Raw genomic sequence first — 23,820 nt, forward strand, 5'->3', positions numbered from 1 at the left:
TCAGGCCCTGGCACACAGCAGACACGGCGTGCAGGCGCCGTTCGGAAGGCGCAGCGAACCCGCAACGTCTGCAAGGCGCCGTGTGCGGATCACTTCGCGGACGATACCGGCGAGGCCGATGGTCATCATCGCCGCCGCCGCCCGGAATGCCGACGGTTGGCCGGCCACCAGCGTCAGGGTTCCGAACCAGACGGCCACGTAGTAGATCACGAACCATTTCGATGCCCTCGCCTCCGCGACAAGATCCTGAACGCGCGGGGTCGGCGTCCGTCCCATCACAGGACCGTAAGCCTCGAGCCAGGTCAGGAACGCCACGATCTTGTAGAGCTTGGCGAGAACCAGACCGGACAGCCAACCGAAGACGGCGAGAAAGGTGAATGCGCCGACATGCGCGGCGAAAGCGCCGGTCAGGACGAGCACCACACCGAGGAAGGCCGCCGCCGCGAGACTGACGAAGGAAAGCACCGCCATCCGGGTGTTGAGTTCGAGCTGCCGCCGCTTGCGGCCGCTGAAGATCCCGATCAGGTCGCGTCCATACAGAGCGGCCGTCGCTAGGCCGAGAACGGCTGCGATCGACAACACGACATTCAATCCGGACACGAGCCAGATGGCGACAATTCCGCCAACCACCGCGACGGCGATGGCAAGTGCGCCGGCCGCCAGCGTCATGTTGCTCTTCCGGTCGTCGACATCGGGCGAGAGCATGAACATGGATAGCAACCGATAGCTCACCCCCATGGCCGTCAAGGTGAGCCAGCCGCCAAGACCGGCGATCGCGTGCAACGGAACTCCATTTGCGAGGATCGTTTCCCCGATCGATCCCGCCCACCCCGCATGCGTAAACGCAAACATCGCGCCGAAGGCGACCGTGGCACAGAGCGAAGCCAACCCGACCAGGACAAAACGTGCGGGCCCCACCGGCCGCAACCATGCCGTCATGCCGAGATCGACGACGACCAGGCCGAATCCGCCAGCGAGCAGGATCGCCCCGAGTGGAAGCAGCCAGAGCCAGGCAGGAAGTCGGCCGCCCAATCCCAGGAAGCCGGCGAGCAGTGAGACGAGACCAGCGGTCAACAGTCCAAGCGCCGGCAACGCCCACTTCTCGGAAAACAGCGGCCTTGCGACGAGCACCGGCACGAACTGGAATAGCGCGCCGCACATCGCCAGGCTGAGCCAGCCGATACAGACCACGTGCACCAGGACGAGGGTATCGGGCGATGCAAGATGCACCGCTGGAAAGCCGAGGCCCGCGACCATCAGCGCCAGAGCGACGAACAACCACGCGAGCGCCGCCGCGAAGTAGCTCATCGTCCATCGTGATATGCTGGCGCCGATCATCGTACTCCCTTAGAACTTGCGTGCGCTGCACAGAAGCGGCGCGTAGGCGAGCGCGAAACCCAGAAACGCCCCCGCCCACGCGACACCCGCGATCGTCAGCAGCGGGATCGAATGAGCCGGCTCGAGAGCCGCACATACCCGCGCCAACGCGGCGACGACGATTGAAGCGTAGACGAGCTGGGTGGCAATGGAGGCCGAAAGCGCCTGCCCGGTGTGGCCGAGTGAGGCGCGGGTCATTACGGCGATCGTCATCGAACCGATCGCGCCTCCGGTCCAGGCGTGGATTCCAGCGCTGGGAGCGACAAGGTCCACTGCAGATAGTGCCGTCAGCAGGAAACCGGCCGGCACGAACGCGTAGGCCACATGAAGGATCAGCACGAGACGGTCCGACACGGTCCGATCGCCGGCCCAGCGAGCCAGGCGGATGATGTGGAGCAGACCGGCGACGCCGAGTGCGCTGGCGACGAAGCGGCCCGAGGGAGTCACCGCCCACGCGATCATGGCGCAGACGCCCGCGACCATCGTGATCGCATCGAAGCGGCTAAAGGGGATGGGCAGCCTTCCCGGCTTGCGGCGCGCCAGCCAGTTGCGCGTGAAGCTCGGAACGATCCGCCCCCCGATTACGCAGACCAGCGTGACGACGAGGCCGACGCCAAGTCGCGTGGAATAATCCGCCAGACCGTCGAAATGCGCCTCGACATGAAACGCGATGTTGGTGACGGCCAGCAGCGAGATGATGCCGACCACTTTCAGATTGTTCCACTTGCGTCCGGCGATGATCTCGCGGGCGGCTGCGGCAGCGAGCAACAGCAGAAAGGCGGCATCAATCACCAGCGCGATTCCCCAGCCGATGATCCCGGAGAATGTCACAGCCAGCCTTCCGGCAAGCCAGGCGGCGAACAGAATCGCGAGCGGAACACCCTGGATCGGAAGGCGGCCCGTCCAGTTCGGCACAGCCGTCAGAAGAAAGCCGGCGATGACAGCGCCGACATAGCCGAACAGCATCTCATGGACATGCCAGTCCCGCGGCGCGAACGCGATCGGCAGCGAGACATGGCCGGCGAACACCACGAGCCACAGCGGAACCATCGCACCGGCATAAATGGCGCCGAACAGAAAGAACGGCCGGAAGCCGTATGAGAATAGCGCGGGCCCCTGATAGGCCCTCAATTTCCGCATCGTCGTCATCGGCTATTCCCGTTAAATTTCTTTGCGATCATAAGCCGTTCCGATCGAGGCTCTTTGTTGGGGCACAAATTGCAGCGTCGTTCGCTGAGGTGTTTGATCTCAGACAAAGATTTGGCTGCCTTCGACCTGCATTGTCGGTTCCACCATCAACGGAGGACGCGATGCGGATTTTCGAGAGACTGCGAGGACGAAGCCGAAGCAATGCCGCTATCGTGCGCAAGCTTTTCGAGGCGATCACCGGCGATCTTGTCCGGAAACTCGATGGCGAAACCACAGCCCCGGCTTTCACCGAGAACAAAGCCAATTGCTGTTCCTGCTGCTCGGCCGAAGAAAGGTCCCCTCAGTAGGCCGATCTTGCGCTAGATCAATGCGCCCTTCGCGTTTGGCGACAGAACAATCGCCAATGAGCAGCGGTACCCGCGCGAAGTCTGGCTTCCGATCGCGCTTGCCCCTGACGATCGCGACCTCGAACTCGGTCACATCTACGCGGCCGGGATCGAGGCGCTGCGTTTCCCATGCCGACGCAAGTCCGGCATCTGGTACAATGTCTGGATGGATGAGCCACTGCTGATCCATCCGACCCATTGGAGAAGCTGGCGTTAGCAGATCGCTATCTGGATGCGGTCTTGCTGGCCTCGAGCGTGTCGAACAGCTTCGCAAAGACCTGCTTTGCCTTTCCCACCTGCGGAACGGCCTTGGCCTGATCGACGTTGCCGGGCTTTCCGACCACGATCAACGCAACCATTCCCATGCCGTAGTGAGGCAGACACTTGATCCCGTAGACCCCTTCCTGCTCGAACTTGACGGCGATGTCCTCATTGTTCTTGCCGACGAACGGCGCTGCTCCCTCCGGGAGCATGCCCTTGATGGACTCCGCGTTGTGGCCCTTGTCCGTGGACACGAATTTGACGGTGTCGCCGGGTGCAATCTTCACGAAGGCCGGCTCGAATACCATCACTGCGCCGTCGGTTCCCTTGTTGAGGAGCTTGACTTCAACCTCCGCTGCCCGGGCGCCTCCGGTCAGGAGTAGAACCCCCGCGGCGGCGGCCAATATCGCAATCTTTTTCATGTGTTCCGTCTCTTTCCGATTTCATGGACTTGCACCCGGGTCTTCCGGGCTCCCACGTACCGGATACCGCCGTTCGGTCCTGCCGATATTGCGCCAGCGCAATCTCCAGGCCAAAACCTACGCTAAGAGCTTGGCAGGCCGTTGAGGCCTGCTTCGGCCGCGGATACCGTCCGCGGCATATTGGAACGAGGATATCGATGGCCTCAGTCGACCGCTCACTGGTCGCGAACCTGCCGATGTTCGCTGGCCTTGCCCCCGCCGAACAGGAAGAACTGTTGCGGGAAGCGCGTTCGATTCGATACCCGAAGGGAACCGCGGTTTTCGATCAGGGTGCGGAAGCGGATCGCTTCTACCTCCTGCTTCACGGGCATCTGCGCGTCGAAAAGACCACGCCGCAGGGACAGCAGTCCGTCGTCCGCTACGTCTCTGCCGGCGAGCTCTTCGGTGTCGCGCAGGCCATGAATCTCACGCGCTATCCGGCGACCGCGGTCGCCGCTGTCGACAGCATTGCGCTCGCCTGGCCGTCGTCTTCCTGGAATCGCCTGATCGCCAGATATCCGAGCCTAGCCTCCAGTGCGTTGCAGACCGTCGGCAGCCGCCTGCAGGATACCCAGGCCCGCGTCATGGAGATGTCGAACGAGCAGGTCGAGCAGCGCGTCGCGCATGCGCTACTGCGCCTGGCCAAACAGGCCGGGAGGAAAGTCGATGCCGGCGTCGAGATCGACTTTCCCATCAGCCGGCAGGACGTCGCCGAGATGACGGGGACGACGTTGCACACCGTCAGCCGGATTCTCAGCGCGTGGGAGCAGCAGGGATTGGTCGAGGGCGGCAGGCAGCGAATTGTTTTGCGCGATGCGCACAGGTTGCACGGCCTCGCCGAAGGCGATGAAGCCGCTAAGGTGCGCAAGCCCACCCCCTAGGCCGCTTTCGCCATATCCTGGAGCTTCGACAGGAACGCCGCCGCGTCGACGCTGTGTTCGTCGCATGCTTCATCGACCGAGTGGAAAGTGGCGATCGGACAACCGACACACCGCATCCTGAACTCGAGGAAGACGCGTATCGTCGATGGCCATCGCCGCATCACGTCGTCAACCATCAGATCCACCGTCGGCACTGCATTTTTTTTCATGCAACAATCTTAACCTGGCGGTTACCTAGTCCTCTTTGTTCGCGCGCAAATTCCCGAACAGTCCTCTTCCACGTTCAATAAAACGTCCCTCCTTGTTCCAGCGCAAAGAGTCTCGCGGCCACGTCGCTCATGATGCATCCATCGAATTAGGACGCACAAAGCGATGGAGAGAGCATCATGCTGACGAGAAGGACTGCTTTAATGGGTGCCGCTATCGCGGCGCTGATGATGACCGCACCAGCCGTGGCAGGGCCGGCAGACGATCTGAAGCTGCCGCGCAAGAAGGTGGAGCTGGTGGCTCCGCCCTTCGTCCACGCCCATGAACAGGCGACCAAGACGGGACCGAAGATCGTCGAGTTCAAGCTGACGATCCGCGAGAAGGAAGTCGTGATCGATCCTGCCGGCACGAAATTCCATGCGATGACGTTCGACGGATCGATGCCGGGGCCGATGATGGTGCTTCACGAAGGCGACTACATGGAGCTCACGCTGGTCAACCCCGCAACCAACAGCATGCCGCACAATATCGACCTGCATTCGGCAACGGGTGCGTTGGGTGGCGGCGCACTGACTCATGTGAATCCCGGCGAGCAGGTTGTGCTGCGCTGGAAGGCGACCCGGCCCGGCGTCTTCGTCTATCACTGCGCGCCGGAAGGCATGATCCCCTGGCACGTCGTCTCCGGCATGCACGGCACGGTGATGGTGCTGCCGCGTGACGGCCTGAAGGATGCCGACGGCAAGGCGCTACGCTACGACAAGATCTTCTACATCGGCGAGAACGAGCTGTATGTGCCGAAGGACGCGAACGGCAAGTACAAGACGTACGAAACCATCGGCGAATCCTATGGCGACACGATGGAGGTCATGCGTAAGCTGATCCCGAGCCACGTGGTGTTCAACGGAAGTGTCGGATCGCTCACCGGCAAGAACGCGCTCACCGCCAAGGTCGGCGAGACCGTCATGCTCGTGCATTCGCAGGCCAACCGCGATACCCGTCCTCACCTGATCGGCGGGCATGGCGACTACGTCTGGGAAGCCGGCAAGTTCAACAACCCGCCGCAGAAGGATCTAGAGACCTGGTTCATTCGCGGCGGCTCGGCCGGTGCGGCGCTCTACACCTTCCGCGAACCCGGTGTCTACGCCTACGTCAATCACAACCTGATCGAGGCCGTCGAGCTCGGCGCCACGGCCCACATCAAGGTGGAAGGCAAGTGGAACGAGGACCTCATGAAGCAGGTCACCCCTCCCGGCCCGATCCCGCCTGACAAAGTCGGTGCCGCCGACCCGGTGGCCGTCACCCGCTAGGTGGAGCCGAAAATGACGGCCCGCGGTTGCCCACCGCGGGCCGTCGCACGAAAGGAGCCGATCATGCTCATTGCGATGAAAGTGAAAGCGGCAATGCTCGCCGGCGCGCTGGCCGCACCGATTCTGGCGACCGCGTTCGCGCCTAACGATCCCCGCGAGCAGGAGGGAGTCCTGCGCCTGTTGCCTATTTCGTTCAGCTACCGCGCCGCCGGCGATTTCTCGAAAGACGGCCGTCCGGTCGAAGGGCCGCTGCGCAAACTTAGCCTTCCCGCCGATCTCGTCGTCATGAAACGGCAGGTCACGGTCGGCGAATACGCGCGCTGTGTCGACGAAGGCGCCTGCCCGCGCAGCGGCGGCTCTACGGGCCCGCAGGATGTACCTGTCGTTGGCGTCAGTTGGCATGATGCCTCGGCCTACGCCGCATGGCTATCACGCAAGACCGGCATCACCCATCGTCTGCCGACCGACGAGGAGTGGACATTCGCAGCCGCCGAGAAGGCGCGCGACGAAGCGATGCCGCTCGTCGATCCCAGTGATCCCGCGCAGGCCTGGATCGCCCGCTACGAAACCGAATCTGCCCGCGCCAGGCCGGCCGCGACCGCCGCTCAGCCCGGAGGCACATTCGGCACGAACAGCAACGGGCTGGACGACCTGGCCGGAAACATCTGGGAGTGGACCGATAGCTGCTTCCTACGCGTTTCGCTCGACGGCGGACGCGAGCGGATCACCAACACGAATTGCGGTGTCCGCGTCGTGCAGGGCGCCCACCGTTCCTACATGACAGACTTCATCCGCGATCCCAGGTCCGGCGGCTGCGCCGCGGGCGTCCCACCGACCAATCTCGGCTTCAGGCTCGTTGTCGAACCCTCCCAGCCGGTCGTCACAGCGGTCGCGCGGAGCGTTGCGAAGCTGCTACGGCGAACCTAACCGTCCGGCCATTGCCGGCGGTTGAGCTAGAGCAAAGTCCTTTCGCCACAAGTCCGGTAATTGATCCGCAGACGGAAGGAGAAGAGCAGATGCGATCGGACTTGGCGCAATCCTACGGGCAGGACAGGCTGCCGCGCTACACCAGCTATCCCACAGCCCCACATTTCTCGCCGGCAATTGGCGAGGAGAACTATCGGAAGTGGCTGAAGGCGGTGCCGGTCCAGCAACCGGCCTCGATCTACCTGCACGTGCCGTTCTGCCGATCGATGTGCTGGTACTGCGGATGCCACACCTCGGTCACGAAGCGCGACGATCCGATCGTGACCTATGTAGCGGGTCTGCGCACTGAAGCGCATCTTGTCGCCGAGACGATCGGCCACAGAATGCCGATCTCGCATGTTCACTTCGGCGGCGGTACGCCGACGATCATGTCGCCCGAGACGTTCGTGGACCTCGTCGGCGCGCTGCGCTATTCGTTTTTCGTGTTTCCCGATGCCGAAATCGCCGTGGAAATCGACCCGCGCACGCTGACGGAACCGATGACGGAAGCGCTCGGCTACTGCGGCGTCAACCGCGCGAGCCTGGGCGTCCAGAGCTTCGACCCCGCGGTCCAACGTGCCATCAATCGGCTGCAAAGCTTCGAACAAACCGCAACTTCCGTCGAGCGTCTGCGCCGGGTGGGCGTCCGTCGGATCAATTTCGATCTGCTCTACGGGTTGCCGCTACAAACGGTGGACTCGTGCCTCGACACCGTCGCCAGATGCGTCGAGCTTCGGCCGGACCGCTTTTCGGTTTTCGGCTACGCCCATATTCCCTCGTTCAAGAAGCATCAGCGCAAGATCGCGGAGGACTCCTTGCCCGACAGCATCGAGCGGCACCTCCAGTCCGAAACGATCGCGGAAGCCTTGCTGGACGCAGGCTACGTCCGCATCGGTCTCGATCACTTCGCGCTTCCCGGCGACAGTCTCGCCATCGCAAGGCAGGACGGCAGGCTGAGGCGCAACTTCCAGGGCTATACCGACGATTCCGCCGACACGCTCATCGGTCTCGGCGCCAGCGCCATTGGCCGCATGCCGCAAGGATTCGTGCAGAATGTCGTTCCGACGCGCGACTATCTCACGCGCATCGCCGAAAATCGGCTCGCCACCGCCAAGGGATACGTGTTCACCGATGAAGATCGCTTCCGCGCTGATATCATCGAGCGCATCATGTGCGATCTTGCCGTCGATCTGCCCCGGGTATCGAAGTTGCATGGCCGCGACCTTCGATCCGCAATCGTCGACCGGTCACGGATCGAGAGCCTCATCGCCGACGGCGCCGTGACGATGGTCGACGATCGGCTTTCGATCAGCGACGGTGCAGAATTCCTGGTTCGGAGCGTCGCGTCGGCGTTCGATGCTCACCTTGCACATTCCGCAGCGACGCATAGCCGCGCGGTCTGACCCGAATGTGCAGCGCAACAGCGGTGGCAGCCCCCGCCATTGCCAACACGCGCTCGGCTGCCCTGGTGGAACACTCCGCGCCCCGGTCCGTTCTCTTCAATTACAAAGAGGAAGGAACTGTCACATGATGAAAATCGCTATTACGGTGGCGGCTGCCGCGGCCGTGCTGACGACTGCTCCGCTTGTCACTCCGGTTAAGGCCCAAGGCGTCGATGTTCAGGTCGGGCGGGACCGCGACTACGATTACGATAGGGACCAGCGCCGACGGTACAACCGCGACACCACAGTAGGCGTCGGCCCCGGCGGTGTCACCATCGGTCCAGGACAACGCTGTCGTACCGTGACCACCACGGTTGAAAGAGACGATGGCCGCATGATCAAGCGCAAGGAGCGCCGCTGCGACTAAAAAAGCGGCGGAACTGACGTCCGGCCTCTGACCATAGCTCAACTCGGAGCGGGCACCGAGCGATGACGCTTGCGTCGCCATCACCTTGTGCGCCGGCGTTCTCCGATCGGCGAATTCCGTTTGACAACCAAAGCATTGACGTTGTTGTCTCAACGAGCCTCGTAGGGCGCGTTGGAGAACAGGCCCCTGCGGGGCGATGTCCTCTCCGATCAAGTCTTGGCCTTTTGATCCGAGGCCGCCTCGCGGGCCAGTCGCTCTGCTTTCAATCGCTCCCGATTTGCATGGAGCGCCTGTTGGGCGCGTTGATACTCGGAAAGTGCCACTTTGGCGTCCGCATCTCTGAAGACCTTTCGAGCTTCCCGTTCGGCCGCGGTGGGCGTCCTCCGCTCGGATATGCGATCGCTCATTTGCTCCTCCTTCGGTCGCAAACGGTTCTGGCGCCAAGTGGTACGCGCATCAGGACCGCCAACCTAGGTGGTAGGTTTTCCTCCGGCTTGAATTTTCGGGGGTGTAAGTGCCAGAGGCAGGGATTCGACGCCTGACGAACCCGTTGGTTCCATTCTGTCTTGGCGGCTTCAAGTCGCATGGCCGGTACCTCCGAACGGCTGAGCGCTCCTTGACGGTGGTAAGGCTGAGCCATCGGTCGATACCAGGCTAATGCCGCAAAATAAAGTCGGCGCGAACGGGCGCGGCCGCTGATGGCGGCACATCAAGCCGCACGGCGACGCCATCAAGCTGCGGGCTCGGGGACGGATAAAGCTTCATCACGAGCGGATCGTGCCCTGGAATGATATGGCTTTCGTCCGGCGCAAGTGCCAGCAGGCGGTCGAATCCCTCCAGCATTTCACCGATGTGGAGCGCGGTCGTAAACGGACGTTCAGCAGCCATGTTCTCGTAAAAATGGCTGACATCGGAGGCGAGTACGACGAATCCTCGGCGGGTCTTGACCCGAACGAATTGAAGCCCGGCGGAATGGCCTCCGGCCGCGTGTATCGTAAGCCCGGGAGCGAGCTCGGCATCGCCATCGTAGAACAAGACGCGCCGCGCATAGTTCAGCCGTACAATCCCGCAGATGTCATCGACCTCGAATGAATGCGATAACCTCGGATATCGCATAAAGCGCCCCGTGGCGTACGTCAGATCGCGCTCCTGCAGATGGAATCGCGCGTTGGGGAAGCGGTCGAAATTACCGACATGGTCGTAGTGCAAATGTGTCAGGATGACATCCTCGACCTCGGTCGCATTGATGCCGAACGCGCCGAGCGTCTCCACCGGGCAGCGCAGGAACGTTCTCTTTCGCTTCTTCGATACTTCCGCACTGAATCCGGTATCGATGACGAAGGTACGACCTCCGCCCCTCGCTACCCACATGAAATAGTCCATTGGCATTGGCCCATCATGCGGATCGCCACCGATGAAATGCTCGCTGCGCCGCGCATCGCGAGTAGCATAACGGATGGCAAAGAGTTCGTACTCCTGTTCGGCCATGGTCAGGATTTCGTTTCAACCTCGTTGAACGCCTCCCGCGCGTTTCGAAACGCATCGATGCCCGAAGGGATGCCGCAATACACGGCGACCTGAAGCAAAATCTCCTTGATCTCGTCCTTGGTGAGGCCGTTCTTCAGCGCTCCCTTGACATGCAGCTTCAGTTCGTGAGGCCTGTTCAGCGCTCCCAACATCGCCAGATTGACGATGCTGCGGGTGCGGCGGTCGAGTCCTGGCCGCGTCCACAACGCCCCCCAGCAAAACTCGGTCGACCACTCCGCCATCGTCCGAGTGAATTCGTCAGCGCCTGCGATGGATTTGTTGACGTACTCTTCGCCAAGCACTTCCTTGCGGACCTTCAATCCCTTGTCGAACAACTCAGTCATCACTGGTTCCTTCCATTGTTTGAGTGCGGTTTTCAAGCCGTGCTCAGCCATGCGCCCTCATCAGGCTCGAGACGTCGGCCAGTGTGTCGAGACGCCAAACGTCGTCGATGATGCGATCGATATCCCAATCGCTTCCGCCCAGCCGCGCGCAATCGCGCAATTTCGCTTCGATATCGCCATCCGACAACGGGTCGGCAAGACTTCCCTTCGCAGCCATCACGACCTCGCTGACCGTTTCTCCGGACGTCAGTTGGATCGTGACGCGCGCGGCACCATCCGGAAGCGAAGCGTCAAGCACCGCCTCTACCTTCTGGCGGAGGGCCACGACGTCGGGCCGAAACACGATCGCGTCCGAGAATTCGGCGACACCGGCAGCACCCAGCAGCAGCGCGCAGGCGGCGCAATGATGAATGCTGACCCGCGCGTCGCGTTCGTTGCGAACCGGACGGTCGCCGCGCGCCAGCAGGAGCGCTGAGCCCTGCACCGTGATGAGGCCGATATCATCGACACGGCGGTGCAATTCTGCCCGCAACTTGAAGCAGGCATCGATCACGGCGTGGAACACGATGCCCGCCGGATAGGGCTTGTAGGTATTCTTCGCGATTTCCCAAGTCTTGCCGAGACCGCCCGTCAGACGCCCAACATCGGGCTCGTCTCCCATGGCGCGAGCCCAGCCGAGCCGCCCTTCAATGGCCCGCGGCGAAGCCGAATAGCCCTCGGCCGCGAGCAACGCCGCGAACAGGCCATTGCGCGCCGCATTGCCGACGCTGACGTTCTTGGCTGCAGTCGGGAGATTTTCGACAATCCCCGCGGACTGACTGGCCGCAATTCCGATCGCATCTGCGATCTGGCCTGTCGAGAGCCCGAGCAGCCAGGCACAGGCTGCGGCGGCGCCAAACACCCCGCAGGTCGATGTGATATGCCAGCCACGCGCATAATGTCCCGGAGATACTGCGTTGCCGACGCGGCATTCGACTTCCACGCCGAGAATGAATGCGGTGAGAACGGCTTGCCCCGAAAACCCTCGCGCTTGCGCCAACGCCAGCACGGGCGCTGCGACCGGCGCCGCTGGATGAATGATCGTATCGAGATGGGTATCGTCGAAATCGAGCAGATTGGCCGAAATGGCGTTGACGAACGCCGCGCCCATCGCATCGAGCCGTTCCCGACGGCCGATGATCGCGGATGTCGCAGCGCCGCAGAATGGCAATAGCGTCCGCACCGCGCCGGTAACGGCTGGATCATTCGCCGACCCTAGCGCGGTCGCGAAGAAATTCAGGATCGAGCGCTTCGCCTCGTGACTTTGCGCCGCGACATCCGTCCACGCGATGCCGGCGACGAAATCGGCGAGCGTTGTGCTGGCGCCTTGCGCTTCATCTTGCCGCACGGAGCGAATTCCTCGGACTCGTTTTTCCGACCCTATTCCGGCGCACCGTGGCGTGTCGATAGGAATCTTATGCTTGACAGATTGACTGACAATCCGGACATTCGACGAAACGCGGCCGGGAGCCCTGCCGCAACAAGAACAATGAACACCCGCCCTAAGGCGGTGCGACAGGGAGCGAGACGATGGCGGGAGAGACGATCGGCTTCGTGGGAACGGGCCGCATGGGCGGGCCGATGGCCGGGCGACTGATGGATGCTGGCTATGCCCTGTGCGTCTACGACACACAGGGTGAGGCCACCAAGCCGCTCGTCGAGCGCGGGGCGCGCCTTGCAAAATCCCCCGCCGAGGTTGCCTCGTCGGCAGATATCGTGCTGGCGAGCCTGCCGACCCCCGACATCGTCAAGGCCGTCGCGCTGGGGCCTGACGGAATCATTGCTGGAAACCGCGCCCGCATCGTGATCGACCTCTCCACCAGCGGACCCGGCGCGGCCAAGCTGATCGCAGAAGGATTCAAACCCAGAAACCTGACGCTGGTGGATGCTCCGGTCAGCGGCGGCATCAAGGGCGCGGTGAACGGCACCCTTGCGGTCATGGTGTCATGCCCCAAGGACACCTATGAGACGGTGCAGCCGATCTTAAAACACTTCGGAAAGCTGTTTTATACCGGCGACAAGCCGGGCACGGCGCAGACCGCAAAGCTCGCCAACAATCTGATGGCGGCGGCCGCCCTGGTGATCACGTCGGAAGCGGTTGCGATGGGCGTCAAGGGCGGTGTCGACGCCAAGGTGCTGATCGACATCATCAATGCCAGCAGCGGCCGCAACAGCGCGTCCGAAGACAAGTTCCCGCGCGCCGTGCTTCCCGGCACGTTCGATTTCGGCTTCACCACCGGCCTTTCTTACAAGGACGTGCGGCTTTGCATCGATGAGGCCGAGGCCATGGGTGTGCCGATGGTGTGCGGATCCGTGGTTCGGCAGATGCTTGCCATCACCAACGCCAAATATGGCGCGTCATCCGATTTCACGTCGATCGCGAAGGTCCTTGAAGAGTGGGCCGGTGTGGAAATGCGCGGCTAAGATTTGGGAAAGCCGAGCGAGGAACGATTGCAATGACAATCGGGTCGAGCGGATCGAACGAGACGCCTCTGGCGCGGCAACTGGCCCGCGCTTCGCTCGCCGTCGATCTCTTCCGATTCGAGGAAAGCGTCGTCGCCAAGGCCAAGATTTGCCTTCTGGACTTTCTCTCCTGCGCGTTCGAGGCGCGTCATCATCCGTGGAGCCGTCAGGCGATCGGCATCGCACGCCGCACCGAGAACGGCGCAACCATCATCGGGACAAGCAAGCTTGCGACGCCGGGCGACGCGGCCTTTGCCAACGCGACGCTCGGCCATGGCCTGGTGCGCGAAGACATGCACGCCGCCAGCATCTGCCATCATGGCGTCGTGATCTGGCCGACGCTGCTCGCCCTGTCGGAGCGAACGCCGCTGTCTGGCGCCACCCTGCTCGCCGCTGCGATCGTCGGCTATGAGGCCGGCGCGCAGATCGGGCGAGCCCTCTTCAACGCCGATCTGGCACGCCTCTATCGGCCGACCGGCCTGGTTGCGCCGTTGGGAGCCGCCCTCGCGGCAAGCCGTGCGCTGGGTCTCACCGAAGATGCAGCGACGAGCGCGGTTTCGATTGCCGCCAACACATCGTCCGGCCTGAACGAATGGCCGCATGCCGGCGGCTCGGAGATGTATTTCCATCCGGGCTTTGCCGCCCGCAACGCCATCACGGCGATTGAACTGGCGGAGGCCGGCGCCTGTGCCTCGGAAACCATCCTCGAAGGCGAGGCTGGATTGTTTGCGGCCTACCGACGCCAGGCCGCGCCTGCCGGCATTCGGTTGTTTGCAGGCTCGGAGCCGGAAATCATGGCGGTCTACAACAAGCCGGTCCCTGCCTGCAATTTTGCGCAAACCGCCGCGCAGGCAGCATTGCAGGCGGCTCGTGAGCTTAAGAATCCGGAAGAGATCGAGGCGGTTTCGATCCTCGCCCCCGAAGCGGCGGCGCGCTATCCCGGCTGTGATTCCCGAGGGCCTTACCGGAATGCGCTGCAAGCCAAGATGAGCATTCCTTTCAGCGTCGCTGCGGTGCTTGCCCGCGGTGCCATCGAAGAGGACAATTACGCAGAGATCAATGACCCCAAGATCCTGCGTCTGGTCGAACGGACCGAGCTGCAACGCGATTCCAGTTTCACGGCCGCCTTTCCGGCGCAACAGGGCGCCGAAGTCTCGATTGGCCTGCGTAATGGAAAGACGATCCGGCAACGTCTCGACAATGTCATAGCGGCCACGCCGCAGGAGATCCGCACCCGCTTTCGACAGGCCGCTACTGATGCCATCGGCGGCAATCGCGCGCGCGGTCTGGAGGAGCTTGTCGACGGCTGCGAGCGGCTCCCGGACAGCGGCGTCATCGCCAACCAGTGCCGGCTTGAACCAGCGGAGCGGCTGCTCCGGCCAGCATCATGATGATTGAGAACAAGAAAACGGGGATGCAATGAACAAGCCAGAGCCGACGATGCCGGCAGCAAGCCCAGGGCAAACGTACTCCCCTGTGATGCGAGGTGAGCGGTGACCGCAGCGCTGGAAGGCTTTCTGCAGGCCTTGACCGCCGGACTTCTGATCGGTGCGGTTTATGGCCTGATGTGTGTCGGGCTCGGCCTGATTTTCGGGGTCATGCGGGTCATCAACTTCGCCCAGGGCGACTTCATGATGCTCGGCATGTATGCGGCGTTCTATTTCTTCACCGCGCTCGGCGTGCAGGCCACTTTCGGCAACGCCTTTGGGCCGTTCGTGGCGATTCTCCTTGCCGGTCCAGTGCTCGCGGTGTTCGGTTACGCGATTCATCTCGTCCTGATCTCGCACGTATCGGGCACGCGCACCACCTCCCTCGAGGGTGAAGGTCACTATGCCCAGCTCATTCTGACGCTCGGCATCGCGCTGATCCTGCAGAACGGCGGCCTGATCGTGTTCGGTTCGGTGCTGGCATCGATCCGCACGCCGCTGTCGAGCTCGGCCTGGGAGCTCGGGCCGTTGTTCAATGACATCAGTATCTTCGTCAACAAGGCGCGCGGCATCGACGCCGTGGTCTCGCTGGCAACGATGATACTGCTGACGCTATTGATCACGCGATCGCGGCTCGGAAAGTCGCTGCGGGCCGCAGCCGACAATCCGACGGCGGCAACCTATATGGGGATCGACGTCGATCGCGCGCACCGCGTTGCCTTCGCGCTCGGCACCGGCATAACAGCGATTGCCGGCGGCCTGCTCGCCACCAACTATCCATTTCATCCCTTTGTCGGCGTCGAATACGTCATCGTCATGTATGCCGGCGTCGTGCTCGGCGGCATGGGCAGCATCATCGGCGCCTTCTGGGGCGGCATGACCATCGGCCTGGTGCAGCAGATGTCGACGCTGGTGCTGCCGACGCAACTGCAGAACGCCGCGATCTTCGTCGTCTTCCTCCTGATCATCTTCTTCCGTCCGCAAGGCTTCTTCGGACGCATGGTCGAGAGGACGTGACGATGCAGAACCTGCGATCGCTCCTCCCCATTCTGGTCTTCACCGCGCTCTATGCCGTGCTGTCGCTAAGCGTCACCAATTCATATTACCAACTGGTGATGACACTGGTACCGGTGTGGGCGGTGTTCGGCCTGTCGTGGAACCTGCTCAGCGGATACACCGGCCTGATCTCGTTCGGCCATGCCGCGTTCTTCGGAATTGGTGCCTACACCACAGCGCTCGGCCAGATCTATTTCGATCTTTCGCCGTGGATGCTGATCCCGATTGCAGCCATGCTCGGCGGCATCGCCGGGTTCCTGATCGGATTTCCGACATTCCGGTTGTCGGGACACTACTTCGCGCTGGCGATGCTCGCCTATCCGCTCGCCATTCTCTACGTGTTCGAATGGCTCGGCTTCCAGGAAGTCACGTTGCCGATCAAGCGCGACACTCCGATCGCCTACATGCAATTTGCCGATCCCCGTCTCTACACGTTGCTGGCGCTCGCCATGATGCTGGCGACGATCCTGCTCACCCGAGTGATCGAAAAATCGCGGTTCGGCATGGCGCTGCTGGCGATCAAGCAGAACGAAGCCGCTGCCGAAGCAGCCGGCATCAACACGCTGGCCTGGAAGCTGCGCGCCATCACCCTGAGCGGAGCGATTGCCGGGGCAATCGGCGGGTTCTATGCCGTCGTGCTGCTGGTGGTGACCCCGCAATCGGTGTTCGGCATGCTGGTGTCCGCGCAGGTGCTGACGGTCGCCATGTTCGGTGGGGTCGGAACGGTCTGGGGACCGGTGATCGGCTCCGTGATCCTGATCCCGCTTGCCGAAACGCTCAACGCCGAGGCGGGCTCGCGCTTTCCCGGCATTCAAGGCGTGATATTCGGCCTTGCGATCATATCCGTCATCCTGGTTGCGCCTGAGGGACTGTTCTGGAAACTGCGCGATTTCTTCCGGAAGCGAGTGACCTCACCCGCTGTAGCGAGCCCGAGCGCGCCAGTTCAGCCTGCTGCCGCCATGGCCAATCCGTCCCGTCCGGAACGATCCAGGGGCGCGGGCGAGGTGGTGCTCGAAGTCCGCAACCTGTCGCGGTCCTTTGGCGGGCTGAAAGCCGTCCAGAACGTCAGCTTCAAACTGCGGCGCAACGAGATCCTTGGAATCATCGGTCCGAACGGCGCCGGAAAGACCACGCTGTTCAACCTGCTGAACGGATTCCTGCGACCCGGCACCGGCGAGATTCTCCTCGACGGGCGCGACATGTCAGGCCGCAAGCCGCACGAGCTCTGCGAGGCCGGCATCGGCCGGACCTTCCAGATCATGCGTCCGTTCTTGCGCATGTCGATCTCGGACAATGTCGTGGTGGGCGCCTATGTCCGCGCCAGGACGGACGCCGAAGCGAAACGGCTGGCGACCGAGGCGATCGCGCGGGTCGGTCTGTCCGACATTGCCGACCGCATTGCCGGCGAGCTCACGACCAAGGAGCTACGGCTGATGGAATTGGCCCGCGCGCTCGCCGGGCAGCCTCGAATCCTGTTGCTCGACGAAACGCTGGCAGGGCTCGGGCATGACGAAGCCAATGAGGTCGTGGCGGTGATCCAGCGTCTCGCCCGCGACGGCATGACGATCGCGATCATCGAACACACCATGCAGGCCATGGTCCGCCTGGTCGACAGTTTCCTCGTTCTCGACCATGGCGCCGTCATTGTGGAGGGCGAACCGGAAGCCGTCACGCGCGACAGCCGCGTCATCGAGGCCTATCTCGGCAAGAAGTGGGTGGCCCATGCTCCACATTGAAGGACTGACCGCCGGCTATTCGGCCATTCCGGTTCTGAACGGCGTCTCGATCAAGGTCGAACACGGCCAGTTCGTCGCTATCGTCGGCCCGAACGGCGCCGGCAAGACCACGCTGTTCAAGACGATCTCCGGAATCGTGCGGCCGAGCGCCGGTACGATCACCTTCGAGGGGACCGACCTGTTGTCGGTTCATCCCGCGCGACGGCCCCATCTCGGCATCGCCCATGTTCCCGAAGGCCGCCAGGTTTTTCCCTCGCTCACCGTGATGGAAAATCTGGAAATGGGCGCGATGACCGAAGCAGGCCACCGCGATTGGAAGCGCAACATCGAGCGCATCTTCGAATGGCTGCCCGTGCTCGCCGAGCGCCGCGACCAGTTCGCGGGAACGTTGTCAGGCGGACAGCAGCAGATGCTGGCGATCGGCCGGGGGTTGGCGTCTTCGCCAAAGCTTCTGATGCTGGATGAACCTTCGATGGGGCTCGCACCCACCGTAGCCGATTTCATCTTCGAACGGCTGATCGAGATTCGCCGGCAGTCGAAGCTGACAATTCTGCTCGTCGAACAGCGCGTGGCGGAAGCACTGGAATCCGCCGATCACGGCTACGTCCTCGAAGCCGGCCGCGTCGCGCTCCAGGGCAACAACGAGACCTTGCGCGCGGATGACCGCGTACGCAAGGCCTATCTCGGCATGTGACAACGAACGATCAACAAGGAACTAGAGGAAAAATGAGCCAGCAAGGAGAAGCCAGCAAGGCATCCACAAAGTCGCTCACGCGCCGGACCGTGCTTTCCGGCGCGGCTGCCATGGGACTTTCGTCGTTCGCGCGGGCGCAAGCGCCGGCCGAGGTCAAGGTCGGCCTGATCGTGCCGCTTTCCGGCATCTATACCCGCCCCGGCCAGGTGATGCGCATGGGCGCGGAGATGGGCATCGAGCACATCAATGCGCAGGGCGGCATCAAGTCGCTCGGTAGCGCCAAGCTCAAGCTGGTTGTGATCGATTGCGGCGATACCACCGAAAAAGCCAAGAACGCCGCGCAGCGCATGGTAGCTCAGGAGACTGACCTGGTGGCCGCGACCGGATCGTATCTCAGCTCCTTCACGCTGGCGGTGACCGAGGTTACCGAGCGCGCCGAACTGCCGATGCTCACCCTCTCCTATTCGGATCTGCTCACCGAGCGTGGCTTCAAATACATCTTCCAGACCGCGGCACCCGCAAGCCGACAGTCAGAACTCGGCCTGCCCGAGCTGATGAAGCTCGCCGAGAACGCATCGGGCAAGCGTCCGAAGAAGGTCGCGATGCTGATGGACAATACGGCGACGTCGGTTGCGACCGCGAAGGCGCTGAAGGAGAAGATCTTCGCGCAGGAAGGCCTTCAGTTGATCCTGGAGGAAGTCTGGACACCGCCGCTTTCCGACGCCACGCCGCTGATCCAAAAGGTCAGGTCGGCCCGTCCCGACCTGCTGCTCTTCATGCCCAATGCGGTATCCGACGCCAAACTCGGCCTCGAGAAAATCAATGAGTTCGGGCTTGGCCAGGGCAAGATCCCCACCGTCTCGTTCTCGATCACGATTGCCGAACCCGACATGTTGCAAAGTGTCAGCACTGAAGTCGTCCAGGGCATCATGACGGTCGTCGCGAACTGGGGTTCGAAGGGCCATGAAGACCTGATCGCCGAGCTCAAGGCCAAGTACAAGGAGCCCTGGATGACGCAGAACGTCATCTCGACCTATGGCGACATGTGGCTGATGAAGCTGGCGCTTGAGAATGCTGGCAAGGCCGATCGGCGTGCGGTCGCGGAAGCGTTCCGGACGATGGATGGCGGCCCCTCGAAACACTATCCCGGCGGCCAGTTGAAGTTCGACGAAAAGGGCCGTCGCGTCGGCGCCGGCGTGGTGGTCGTGCAGTGGCAGTCGGGCGTGCCCGTCACCGTCTACCCGCCCGATCTCGCGCAGGCGGCGCCTTTCTGGCCGAAGAAGTCTTCCTGATCTGAACAAGCCTCTTTCGAGATTTTCAAGGAGTCATTGTCATGAGCAAGATTACGCGACGAACGCTGCTTGCCGGCGCCTCGATCGGACTAGTGGCGCCCCGTGCGTGGGCGCAAGCACCATCTGAAGTGAAAGTTGGATTGCTGGTGCCAGTCTCCGGTCTCTATGCACGGCCGGGGCTGGTGATGCGCCATGGGGCCGAGATGGCGGTGGAGCACATCAACGCGCAGGGCGGCGTGAAGTCGCTCGGCGGCGCCAGGCTCAAGCTGGTCGTCCTCGATTCCGGCGACACCACGGAAAAGGCGAAGAACGCGGCGCAGCGCATGGTGGCGCAGGAGCCAGACCTGGTGGCGGCGAGCGGCGCCTATCTGAGCTCGTTTACGCTCGCGGTCACCGAAGTGACGGAGCGCGCCAATCTGCCGGTCCTCACCCTGTCCTACTCCGATCTGATCACCGATCGCGGCTTCAAATACGTGTTCCAGACGTCCGCGACGGCCGGCTCGCAGGCCAAGCAGGCCCTGCCGCAGATCGTGAAGCTTGCGGAAACCGCTTCCGGCAAGAAGCCCAAGACGGTTGCGATCGTCACCGACAACACCGGTGCATCGGTCGCCTCGGCGAAGTCGATGCGGGAGGGCCTGCTCGCCGAAAACGGCCTGCAACTGATCGTCGACGAAACCTTCACCCCGCCCCTCGCCGACGCCACCTCGCTGGTTCAAAAGGTCCGAGCGGCCAGGCCCGACCTGCTCTTCTTCCTGCCGACCGTGATTTCCGACGCAAAACTGCTGCTCGAGAAGATGAACGAGTTTGGCCTGGGACAAGGCAAGATCCCGACCATTTCGTTCGGCATCGCCATCGCCGAGCCCGACATGCTGCAGACCGTCAGCCCGGAATTGCTGCAGGGCGTGCTCACCTGCGTCGCGAGCTGGGGCGCCAAGGGCCACGAGGCGTTGATCGCCGAGCTCAAATCCCGCTACAAGGAACCGTGGATGACGCAGAACGCGATCTCCACTTACGGCGACATGTGGATCATCAAGGACGCGCTGGAGAAGGCTGGCAAGGCCGACCGGGTCGCGGTCGCCGACGCGCTACGCTCCATGGACGGCGGCCCCTCGAAATATTATCCGCTCGGCGAGATCAAATTCGACGAAAAGGGTCGCCGTGTCGGCGCCGGCATGACCATCGTGCAGTGGCAGTCCGGCGTACCCGTGACCGTCTTCCCGCCGCAACTGGCCTTGGCCCAGCCGTTCTGGCCCAAGAGCTAACTAGCGCTAACGGTGAACCCGCAGGGAAAATCGTCATGGACAAGGCAACCTACGACCGCGGACTCAAAATTCGCAAAAGCGTTCTCGGCGATGAATTCGTCGACAAAGCCATTGCGACGGCCGATGACTTCAATCGTCCGATGCAGGACCTCACGACAGAGTATTGCTGGGGCTATGTGTGGGGCCGTGACGGCCTTTCGCACAAGACCCGCAGCTTGCTTAACCTCGCAATGCTGTGCGCGCTCAATCGCCCGCACGAGCTCAAGACTCACGTTCGGGGCGCGCTGACCAACGGCGCGACCCGCGAGGAAATACGCGAAGTGTTCATGCAGGTCGCAATCTATTACGGCGTGCCGGCCGGCGTCGACGCCTTTCGCAATGCGCGGGAAGTCTTCGCCGAGCTGGATCAGAAGAAGTAACCGGAGTCGCAACCGCGATGCTGAAGGGAAAGCGTGCACTCGTGACCGGCGCGACGGCAGGACTGGGACTTGCCGTGGCGGAAAGCCTTGCCGGTGCGGGCGCCAACATCATCCTTCACGATCTCGTCGAACCGAAAGCGACGGCAGACCAGCTTCGGTCTCGCTTTGATGGTGAAGTGACCAGCGTTGCCGCGGACCTGTCCCAGCGCGCATCCATCGAAGCCATGATGGCCGATTTGCTCGGGCTGGGCGCAATCGACATCCTGGTGAACAACGCCGTGGTCCGGCATTTCGCGCCGATCGAGAATTTCGCACCCGAGCGATGGGATGAAGCGCTGGCCGTCAATCTATTGGCGCCGTTTCACCTGATCCGTCTGGCATTACCTGCGATGAAGGCACGCAATTGGGGCCGCATCATCAACATGGCCTCGATCTACTCGACCCGCGCCATTGCCGACCGCATCGACTACGTGACGACCAAGACCGCCATCCTCGGCATGACCCGGGCCGTCGCGATCGAAACGGCAACGAGCGGAATCACCTGCAACGCGATCAGCCCGGGCACCCTGCCAACGCCGGCAATCCAGCGAAAGATTGCATCGATTGCCGCCGACGAAGGCCGGGCCGTTGATGAGACGACGCGCGACTATCTGGCGGCGCGCCAGCCGAGCGGACGGTTCATCGGCATGGAAAGCGTCGGAGCGATGGTTGTTTTCCTCTCCAGCCCGGCTGGACAGGACATCACCGGCGCGACCCTGCCGATCGATGGAGGCTGGGCCGCCGCATGAGCACGAATGTCCGATTGCGGAGATGATGATTCTGCCCGTAAATCGCTATTGAACCAATGCCGGTACCTGGGCGGTAGACGATGAACAAACGCGGTGAACTGCAATTCACGCTTCGAATCGAGGACGTTCCGACCGTCCGCTCGATGGTCGCGCAAAAGCTGCGCGAAGCGATCATGTCGGGAAGGCTGAAGCCGGGCCAGCGCCTGGTCGAACGGGAGCTTTGCGAGATGATGGGCGTGAGCCGGCCGTCCATCCGCGAGGCGCTCCGGGTGCTGGAGGCGGATGGTCTCGTCAATACGGTCCCTCACCGCGGTCCGGTGGTCAGCACCATCAGTCTCGAGGAAGCAAAGCAGTTATACGCGGCGCGCGCCGTGCTCGAAGGATTTGCCGGCCGTGAATGCGCCCGTCTCCGCGATCCGGACGTGGTGCGCAGAATCGGGGAAGCGCTGGCGCGGCTGAAGGCGGCATTCGCCCAGGGCGATTTGACTGCCGCCCTGGAAGCCAAGACGGATTTTTATGCGGCAATGATCGGCGGCTGCCAGAACGCCTTCATCGAGCGAATGCTCAGACCGCTGCACGACCGCATTACGCTGTTGCGAATTACTTCGATGTCGCATCCGAAACGTATCAACAAGAGCCTGCGCGAGGTCACCGCGATCTGGCGCGCGATCCAGAATGGCGATCCCGATCTCGCCGAGCAATGTTGCGTCGACCACGTCAAGGCGGCCGCGGTGGCCGCGCTCAGCATGATCGAGCAATCATCCGCTCAAAAGGAAAAAGCAGTGGCCGAGGAATAGCCGGTCCCGGCCAAGGCTTCCAGACAGACGGACGGCAGATAGGAAATTGCAATGAGGTTCTTCAAAACGATTTTGCTGTTGCCGTTAATGTTGTCGTTGCAGGCGCCGCCGGCTTTCGCACAGGAATACCCGAACCGGCCGATCACCCTCGTCGTTCCGTTCTCGGCCGGCGGACCCGGCGACGTGATCGCGCGGCTGCTTGGAACATCGATGAGCGCGACGCTGAAGCAGTCGATCGTCATCGAGAACGTCGTGGGCGCCGGCGGCACGCTCGGCACCAATCGCGTCGCCAAGGCAGCGCCGGACGGCTACACGCTGCTGCTGATGCATGTCGGCCAGGCCACCGCACCAGCGCTCTACGCCAAGCTGCCGTTCGATCCGATTGGCGATTTTGCGCCGATCGGTCTCGTCACCGACGTTCCGATGCTTCTGGTGGCGCGAGCGAATTTCCCAGCAAAGGACCTGAAAGAACTTGTCGCCTATGTGCGCGCCCAAGGCGACAAGGTCACCTACGGCAATGTGGGCCTCGGCTCGGCCTCGCATCTTTGTGGGCTGATGTTCATGAACGCGATCGACGCAAAGCTCACCCCGATCTATTACAAGGGCGGCGGACCGGCGCTCAACGACATCATCGCCGGTCACATCGACGTCTATTGCGATCCTGCAACCGGGCCGACGCCCCATATACAGGCCGGTACCATTCCGGGCTACGCGATTACCAGCAAGAAACGGGCGGCGACCCTGCCGAATGTGCCGACCTCGGCAGAGGCCGGCGTACCGGCGTTCGACGTTACCACCTGGTACGGAATGTATGCGCCGCGCAACACGCCCAAGCCCATCGTGGATGCGCTGGTCGCCGCCTTGCAAAAGGCGCTCAAGGATCCGCCGCTGGTCAACCGCTTCGCCGAGCTGAGCATGACGCCGGTCGAGCAGGAGCAGGCCACGCCGGCGGCGCTCGATGCCTTCCTTCGGGCCGAAACTGCCAAATGGTCGCGCATCATCAAGCAAGCAGGTATCGAGCCCCAATAACCCAACTCCCTTCACCCTTCGCAGAGTAGGCCGGCTCATCATGCAAAACGGCTGGGCCGCATCGCAAAGACGTTGGCGCCCTATCGCGCGTCATCGAGAACTACTGGGCGGGGCGCCGACCAATGAGCGCACATCGCCTCATA

At 62.6% G+C, this 23,820-nt stretch carries 24 protein-coding genes; 16 read left to right on the forward strand and 8 right to left on the reverse strand.

Annotated features, from left to right (window positions below):
- The 3 genes from LMTR3_RS34340 to LMTR3_RS34355 form a co-directional block, all read right to left on the reverse strand.
- On the reverse strand, positions 1-1,308 hold the full coding sequence (locus LMTR3_RS34340) for a hypothetical protein (protein ID WP_245320129.1): 1,308 nt from the start codon (positions 1,306-1,308) through the stop codon (positions 1-3).
- 39 nt (positions 1,309-1,347) lie between these two features.
- Entirely contained in the window at positions 1,348-2,526 is a 1,179-nt protein-coding gene (locus LMTR3_RS34345; protein ID WP_065749392.1) for an NnrS family protein, read from the reverse strand.
- Between the two features lie 610 nt (positions 2,527-3,136).
- The gene (locus LMTR3_RS34355) at positions 3,137-3,595 is read right to left on the reverse strand and encodes a pseudoazurin (RefSeq protein ID WP_065749394.1); all 459 of its coding nucleotides are present in this window, start codon (positions 3,593-3,595) and stop codon (positions 3,137-3,139) included.
- A 197-nt stretch (positions 3,596-3,792) separates the two neighbouring features.
- On the opposite strand from LMTR3_RS34355, the gene LMTR3_RS34360 reads away from it, so the two are divergent.
- On the forward strand, positions 3,793-4,515 hold the full coding sequence (locus LMTR3_RS34360; RefSeq protein ID WP_065749395.1) for a Crp/Fnr family transcriptional regulator: 723 nt from the start codon (positions 3,793-3,795) through the stop codon (positions 4,513-4,515).
- On the opposite strand, the gene LMTR3_RS34365 is transcribed toward LMTR3_RS34360, so the two are convergent.
- Complete coding sequence (locus tag LMTR3_RS34365; protein ID WP_065749396.1) at positions 4,512-4,724, reverse strand: DUF1858 domain-containing protein; 213 nt, start codon at positions 4,722-4,724, stop codon at positions 4,512-4,514. The two genes, LMTR3_RS34360 and LMTR3_RS34365, sit on opposite strands and share 4 nt — an antisense overlap.
- Before the next feature lie 177 nt (positions 4,725-4,901).
- On the opposite strand from LMTR3_RS34365, the gene nirK reads away from it, so the two are divergent.
- From nirK to LMTR3_RS34385, 4 genes are all read left to right on the forward strand, one after another.
- Positions 4,902-6,029 (forward strand): copper-containing nitrite reductase, encoded by a 1,128-nt coding sequence (nirK, locus tag LMTR3_RS34370; RefSeq protein WP_065749397.1) that lies wholly within the window; start codon positions 4,902-4,904, stop codon positions 6,027-6,029.
- 63 nt (positions 6,030-6,092) lie between these two features.
- The gene (locus LMTR3_RS34375) at positions 6,093-6,956 is read left to right on the forward strand and encodes an SUMF1/EgtB/PvdO family nonheme iron enzyme (protein WP_065749398.1); all 864 of its coding nucleotides are present in this window, start codon (positions 6,093-6,095) and stop codon (positions 6,954-6,956) included.
- An 89-nt stretch (positions 6,957-7,045) separates the two neighbouring features.
- Complete coding sequence (hemN, locus tag LMTR3_RS34380; protein WP_065749399.1) at positions 7,046-8,398, forward strand: oxygen-independent coproporphyrinogen III oxidase; 1,353 nt, start codon at positions 7,046-7,048, stop codon at positions 8,396-8,398.
- Between the two features lie 124 nt (positions 8,399-8,522).
- A complete protein-coding gene (locus tag LMTR3_RS34385; RefSeq protein WP_065749400.1) occupies positions 8,523-8,804 on the forward strand; it encodes a hypothetical protein in 282 nt (93 codons plus the stop codon).
- Between the two features lie 209 nt (positions 8,805-9,013).
- Here LMTR3_RS34385 and LMTR3_RS34390 read toward each other — a convergent pair whose 3' ends face one another.
- The 4 genes from LMTR3_RS34390 to LMTR3_RS34405 all read right to left on the reverse strand — a co-directional run bounded on the left by LMTR3_RS34390 (position 9,014) and on the right by LMTR3_RS34405 (position 12,062).
- Positions 9,014-9,211, reverse strand: coding sequence for a hypothetical protein (locus tag LMTR3_RS34390; protein ID WP_065749664.1), 198 nt, complete (start codon positions 9,209-9,211; stop codon positions 9,014-9,016).
- Between the two features lie 247 nt (positions 9,212-9,458).
- The gene (locus tag LMTR3_RS34395) at positions 9,459-10,292 is read right to left on the reverse strand and encodes an N-acyl homoserine lactonase family protein (RefSeq protein ID WP_065749401.1); all 834 of its coding nucleotides are present in this window, start codon (positions 10,290-10,292) and stop codon (positions 9,459-9,461) included.
- Positions 10,293-10,294: 2 nt separating this feature from the next.
- Entirely contained in the window at positions 10,295-10,675 is a 381-nt protein-coding gene (locus tag LMTR3_RS34400) for a carboxymuconolactone decarboxylase family protein (protein WP_057846897.1), read from the reverse strand.
- Between the two features lie 43 nt (positions 10,676-10,718).
- Positions 10,719-12,062, reverse strand: coding sequence for an MmgE/PrpD family protein (locus LMTR3_RS34405; RefSeq protein ID WP_065749402.1), 1,344 nt, complete (start codon positions 12,060-12,062; stop codon positions 10,719-10,721).
- Positions 12,063-12,244: 182 nt separating this feature from the next.
- On the opposite strand from LMTR3_RS34405, the gene LMTR3_RS34410 reads away from it, so the two are divergent.
- The 11 genes from LMTR3_RS34410 to LMTR3_RS34460 all read left to right on the forward strand — a co-directional run bounded on the left by LMTR3_RS34410 (position 12,245) and on the right by LMTR3_RS34460 (position 23,677).
- Positions 12,245-13,138: an NAD(P)-dependent oxidoreductase gene (locus LMTR3_RS34410; protein WP_065749403.1), complete on the forward strand. Its 894-nt coding sequence runs from the start codon at positions 12,245-12,247 to the stop codon at positions 13,136-13,138.
- 32 nt (positions 13,139-13,170) lie between these two features.
- On the forward strand, positions 13,171-14,568 hold the full coding sequence (locus LMTR3_RS34415) for an MmgE/PrpD family protein (protein WP_065749404.1): 1,398 nt from the start codon (positions 13,171-13,173) through the stop codon (positions 14,566-14,568).
- A gap of 114 nt (positions 14,569-14,682) precedes the next feature.
- The gene (locus tag LMTR3_RS34420; RefSeq protein ID WP_065749665.1) at positions 14,683-15,621 is read left to right on the forward strand and encodes a branched-chain amino acid ABC transporter permease; all 939 of its coding nucleotides are present in this window, start codon (positions 14,683-14,685) and stop codon (positions 15,619-15,621) included.
- Between the two features lie 2 nt (positions 15,622-15,623).
- Positions 15,624-17,396 carry a branched-chain amino acid ABC transporter ATP-binding protein/permease gene (locus LMTR3_RS34425; RefSeq protein ID WP_176722057.1) on the forward strand — a complete coding sequence of 591 codons (1,773 nt, stop codon included), beginning with the start codon at positions 15,624-15,626 and terminating at the stop codon, positions 17,394-17,396.
- Positions 17,383-18,090: an ABC transporter ATP-binding protein gene (locus LMTR3_RS34430; protein WP_065749406.1), complete on the forward strand. Its 708-nt coding sequence runs from the start codon at positions 17,383-17,385 to the stop codon at positions 18,088-18,090. The genes LMTR3_RS34425 and LMTR3_RS34430 overlap by 14 nt, the downstream gene beginning before the upstream one ends.
- A 32-nt stretch (positions 18,091-18,122) precedes the next feature.
- Positions 18,123-19,382 (forward strand): ABC transporter substrate-binding protein, encoded by a 1,260-nt coding sequence (locus LMTR3_RS34435; protein ID WP_065749407.1) that lies wholly within the window; start codon positions 18,123-18,125, stop codon positions 19,380-19,382.
- 41 nt (positions 19,383-19,423) lie between these two features.
- Positions 19,424-20,644: an ABC transporter substrate-binding protein gene (locus LMTR3_RS34440; protein WP_065749408.1), complete on the forward strand. Its 1,221-nt coding sequence runs from the start codon at positions 19,424-19,426 to the stop codon at positions 20,642-20,644.
- A 35-nt stretch (positions 20,645-20,679) separates the two neighbouring features.
- Positions 20,680-21,063: a carboxymuconolactone decarboxylase family protein gene (locus LMTR3_RS34445; protein WP_065749409.1), complete on the forward strand. Its 384-nt coding sequence runs from the start codon at positions 20,680-20,682 to the stop codon at positions 21,061-21,063.
- 17 nt (positions 21,064-21,080) lie between these two features.
- Entirely contained in the window at positions 21,081-21,851 is a 771-nt protein-coding gene (locus tag LMTR3_RS34450; RefSeq protein WP_176722058.1) for an SDR family oxidoreductase, read from the forward strand.
- A gap of 80 nt (positions 21,852-21,931) precedes the next feature.
- Positions 21,932-22,648 (forward strand): GntR family transcriptional regulator, encoded by a 717-nt coding sequence (locus tag LMTR3_RS34455; RefSeq protein ID WP_065749410.1) that lies wholly within the window; start codon positions 21,932-21,934, stop codon positions 22,646-22,648.
- Between the two features lie 51 nt (positions 22,649-22,699).
- Positions 22,700-23,677 carry a tripartite tricarboxylate transporter substrate-binding protein gene (locus LMTR3_RS34460; RefSeq protein WP_065749411.1) on the forward strand — a complete coding sequence of 326 codons (978 nt, stop codon included), beginning with the start codon at positions 22,700-22,702 and terminating at the stop codon, positions 23,675-23,677.
- The last annotated feature ends 143 nt before the right edge of the window (positions 23,678-23,820 follow it).

Origin of the sequence: Bradyrhizobium sp. LMTR 3, assembly GCF_001693485.1 — a bacterium.
Taxonomy (GTDB): Bacteria; Pseudomonadota; Alphaproteobacteria; order Rhizobiales; family Xanthobacteraceae; genus Bradyrhizobium.

Coding starts and splice junctions, on each gene's coding strand:
- LMTR3_RS34415 (WP_065749404.1), top strand. CDS start 13,171: ATGACAATCGGGTCGAGCGGATCGAACGAGACGCCTCTGGCGCGGCAA.
- hemN (WP_065749399.1), top strand. CDS start 7,046: ATGCGATCGGACTTGGCGCAATCCTACGGGCAGGACAGGCTGCCGCGC.
- LMTR3_RS34460 (WP_065749411.1), top strand. CDS start 22,700: ATGAGGTTCTTCAAAACGATTTTGCTGTTGCCGTTAATGTTGTCGTTG.
- LMTR3_RS34410 (WP_065749403.1), top strand. CDS start 12,245: ATGGCGGGAGAGACGATCGGCTTCGTGGGAACGGGCCGCATGGGCGGG.
- LMTR3_RS34345 (WP_065749392.1), bottom strand. CDS start 2,526: ATGACGACGATGCGGAAATTGAGGGCCTATCAGGGGCCCGCGCTATTC.
- LMTR3_RS34340 (WP_245320129.1), bottom strand. CDS start 1,308: ATGAGCTACTTCGCGGCGGCGCTCGCGTGGTTGTTCGTCGCTCTGGCG.
- LMTR3_RS34435 (WP_065749407.1), top strand. CDS start 18,123: ATGAGCCAGCAAGGAGAAGCCAGCAAGGCATCCACAAAGTCGCTCACG.
- LMTR3_RS34445 (WP_065749409.1), top strand. CDS start 20,680: ATGGACAAGGCAACCTACGACCGCGGACTCAAAATTCGCAAAAGCGTT.
- LMTR3_RS34450 (WP_176722058.1), top strand. CDS start 21,081: ATGCTGAAGGGAAAGCGTGCACTCGTGACCGGCGCGACGGCAGGACTG.
- LMTR3_RS34375 (WP_065749398.1), top strand. CDS start 6,093: ATGCTCATTGCGATGAAAGTGAAAGCGGCAATGCTCGCCGGCGCGCTG.
- LMTR3_RS34390 (WP_065749664.1), bottom strand. CDS start 9,211: ATGAGCGATCGCATATCCGAGCGGAGGACGCCCACCGCGGCCGAACGG.
- LMTR3_RS34360 (WP_065749395.1), top strand. CDS start 3,793: ATGGCCTCAGTCGACCGCTCACTGGTCGCGAACCTGCCGATGTTCGCT.
- LMTR3_RS34430 (WP_065749406.1), top strand. CDS start 17,383: ATGCTCCACATTGAAGGACTGACCGCCGGCTATTCGGCCATTCCGGTT.
- LMTR3_RS34440 (WP_065749408.1), top strand. CDS start 19,424: ATGAGCAAGATTACGCGACGAACGCTGCTTGCCGGCGCCTCGATCGGA.
- LMTR3_RS34400 (WP_057846897.1), bottom strand. CDS start 10,675: ATGACTGAGTTGTTCGACAAGGGATTGAAGGTCCGCAAGGAAGTGCTT.
- LMTR3_RS34455 (WP_065749410.1), top strand. CDS start 21,932: ATGAACAAACGCGGTGAACTGCAATTCACGCTTCGAATCGAGGACGTT.
- LMTR3_RS34365 (WP_065749396.1), bottom strand. CDS start 4,724: ATGAAAAAAAATGCAGTGCCGACGGTGGATCTGATGGTTGACGACGTG.
- nirK (WP_065749397.1), top strand. CDS start 4,902: ATGCTGACGAGAAGGACTGCTTTAATGGGTGCCGCTATCGCGGCGCTG.
- LMTR3_RS34355 (WP_065749394.1), bottom strand. CDS start 3,595: ATGAAAAAGATTGCGATATTGGCCGCCGCCGCGGGGGTTCTACTCCTG.
- LMTR3_RS34425 (WP_176722057.1), top strand. CDS start 15,624: ATGCAGAACCTGCGATCGCTCCTCCCCATTCTGGTCTTCACCGCGCTC.
- LMTR3_RS34395 (WP_065749401.1), bottom strand. CDS start 10,292: ATGGCCGAACAGGAGTACGAACTCTTTGCCATCCGTTATGCTACTCGC.
- LMTR3_RS34385 (WP_065749400.1), top strand. CDS start 8,523: ATGATGAAAATCGCTATTACGGTGGCGGCTGCCGCGGCCGTGCTGACG.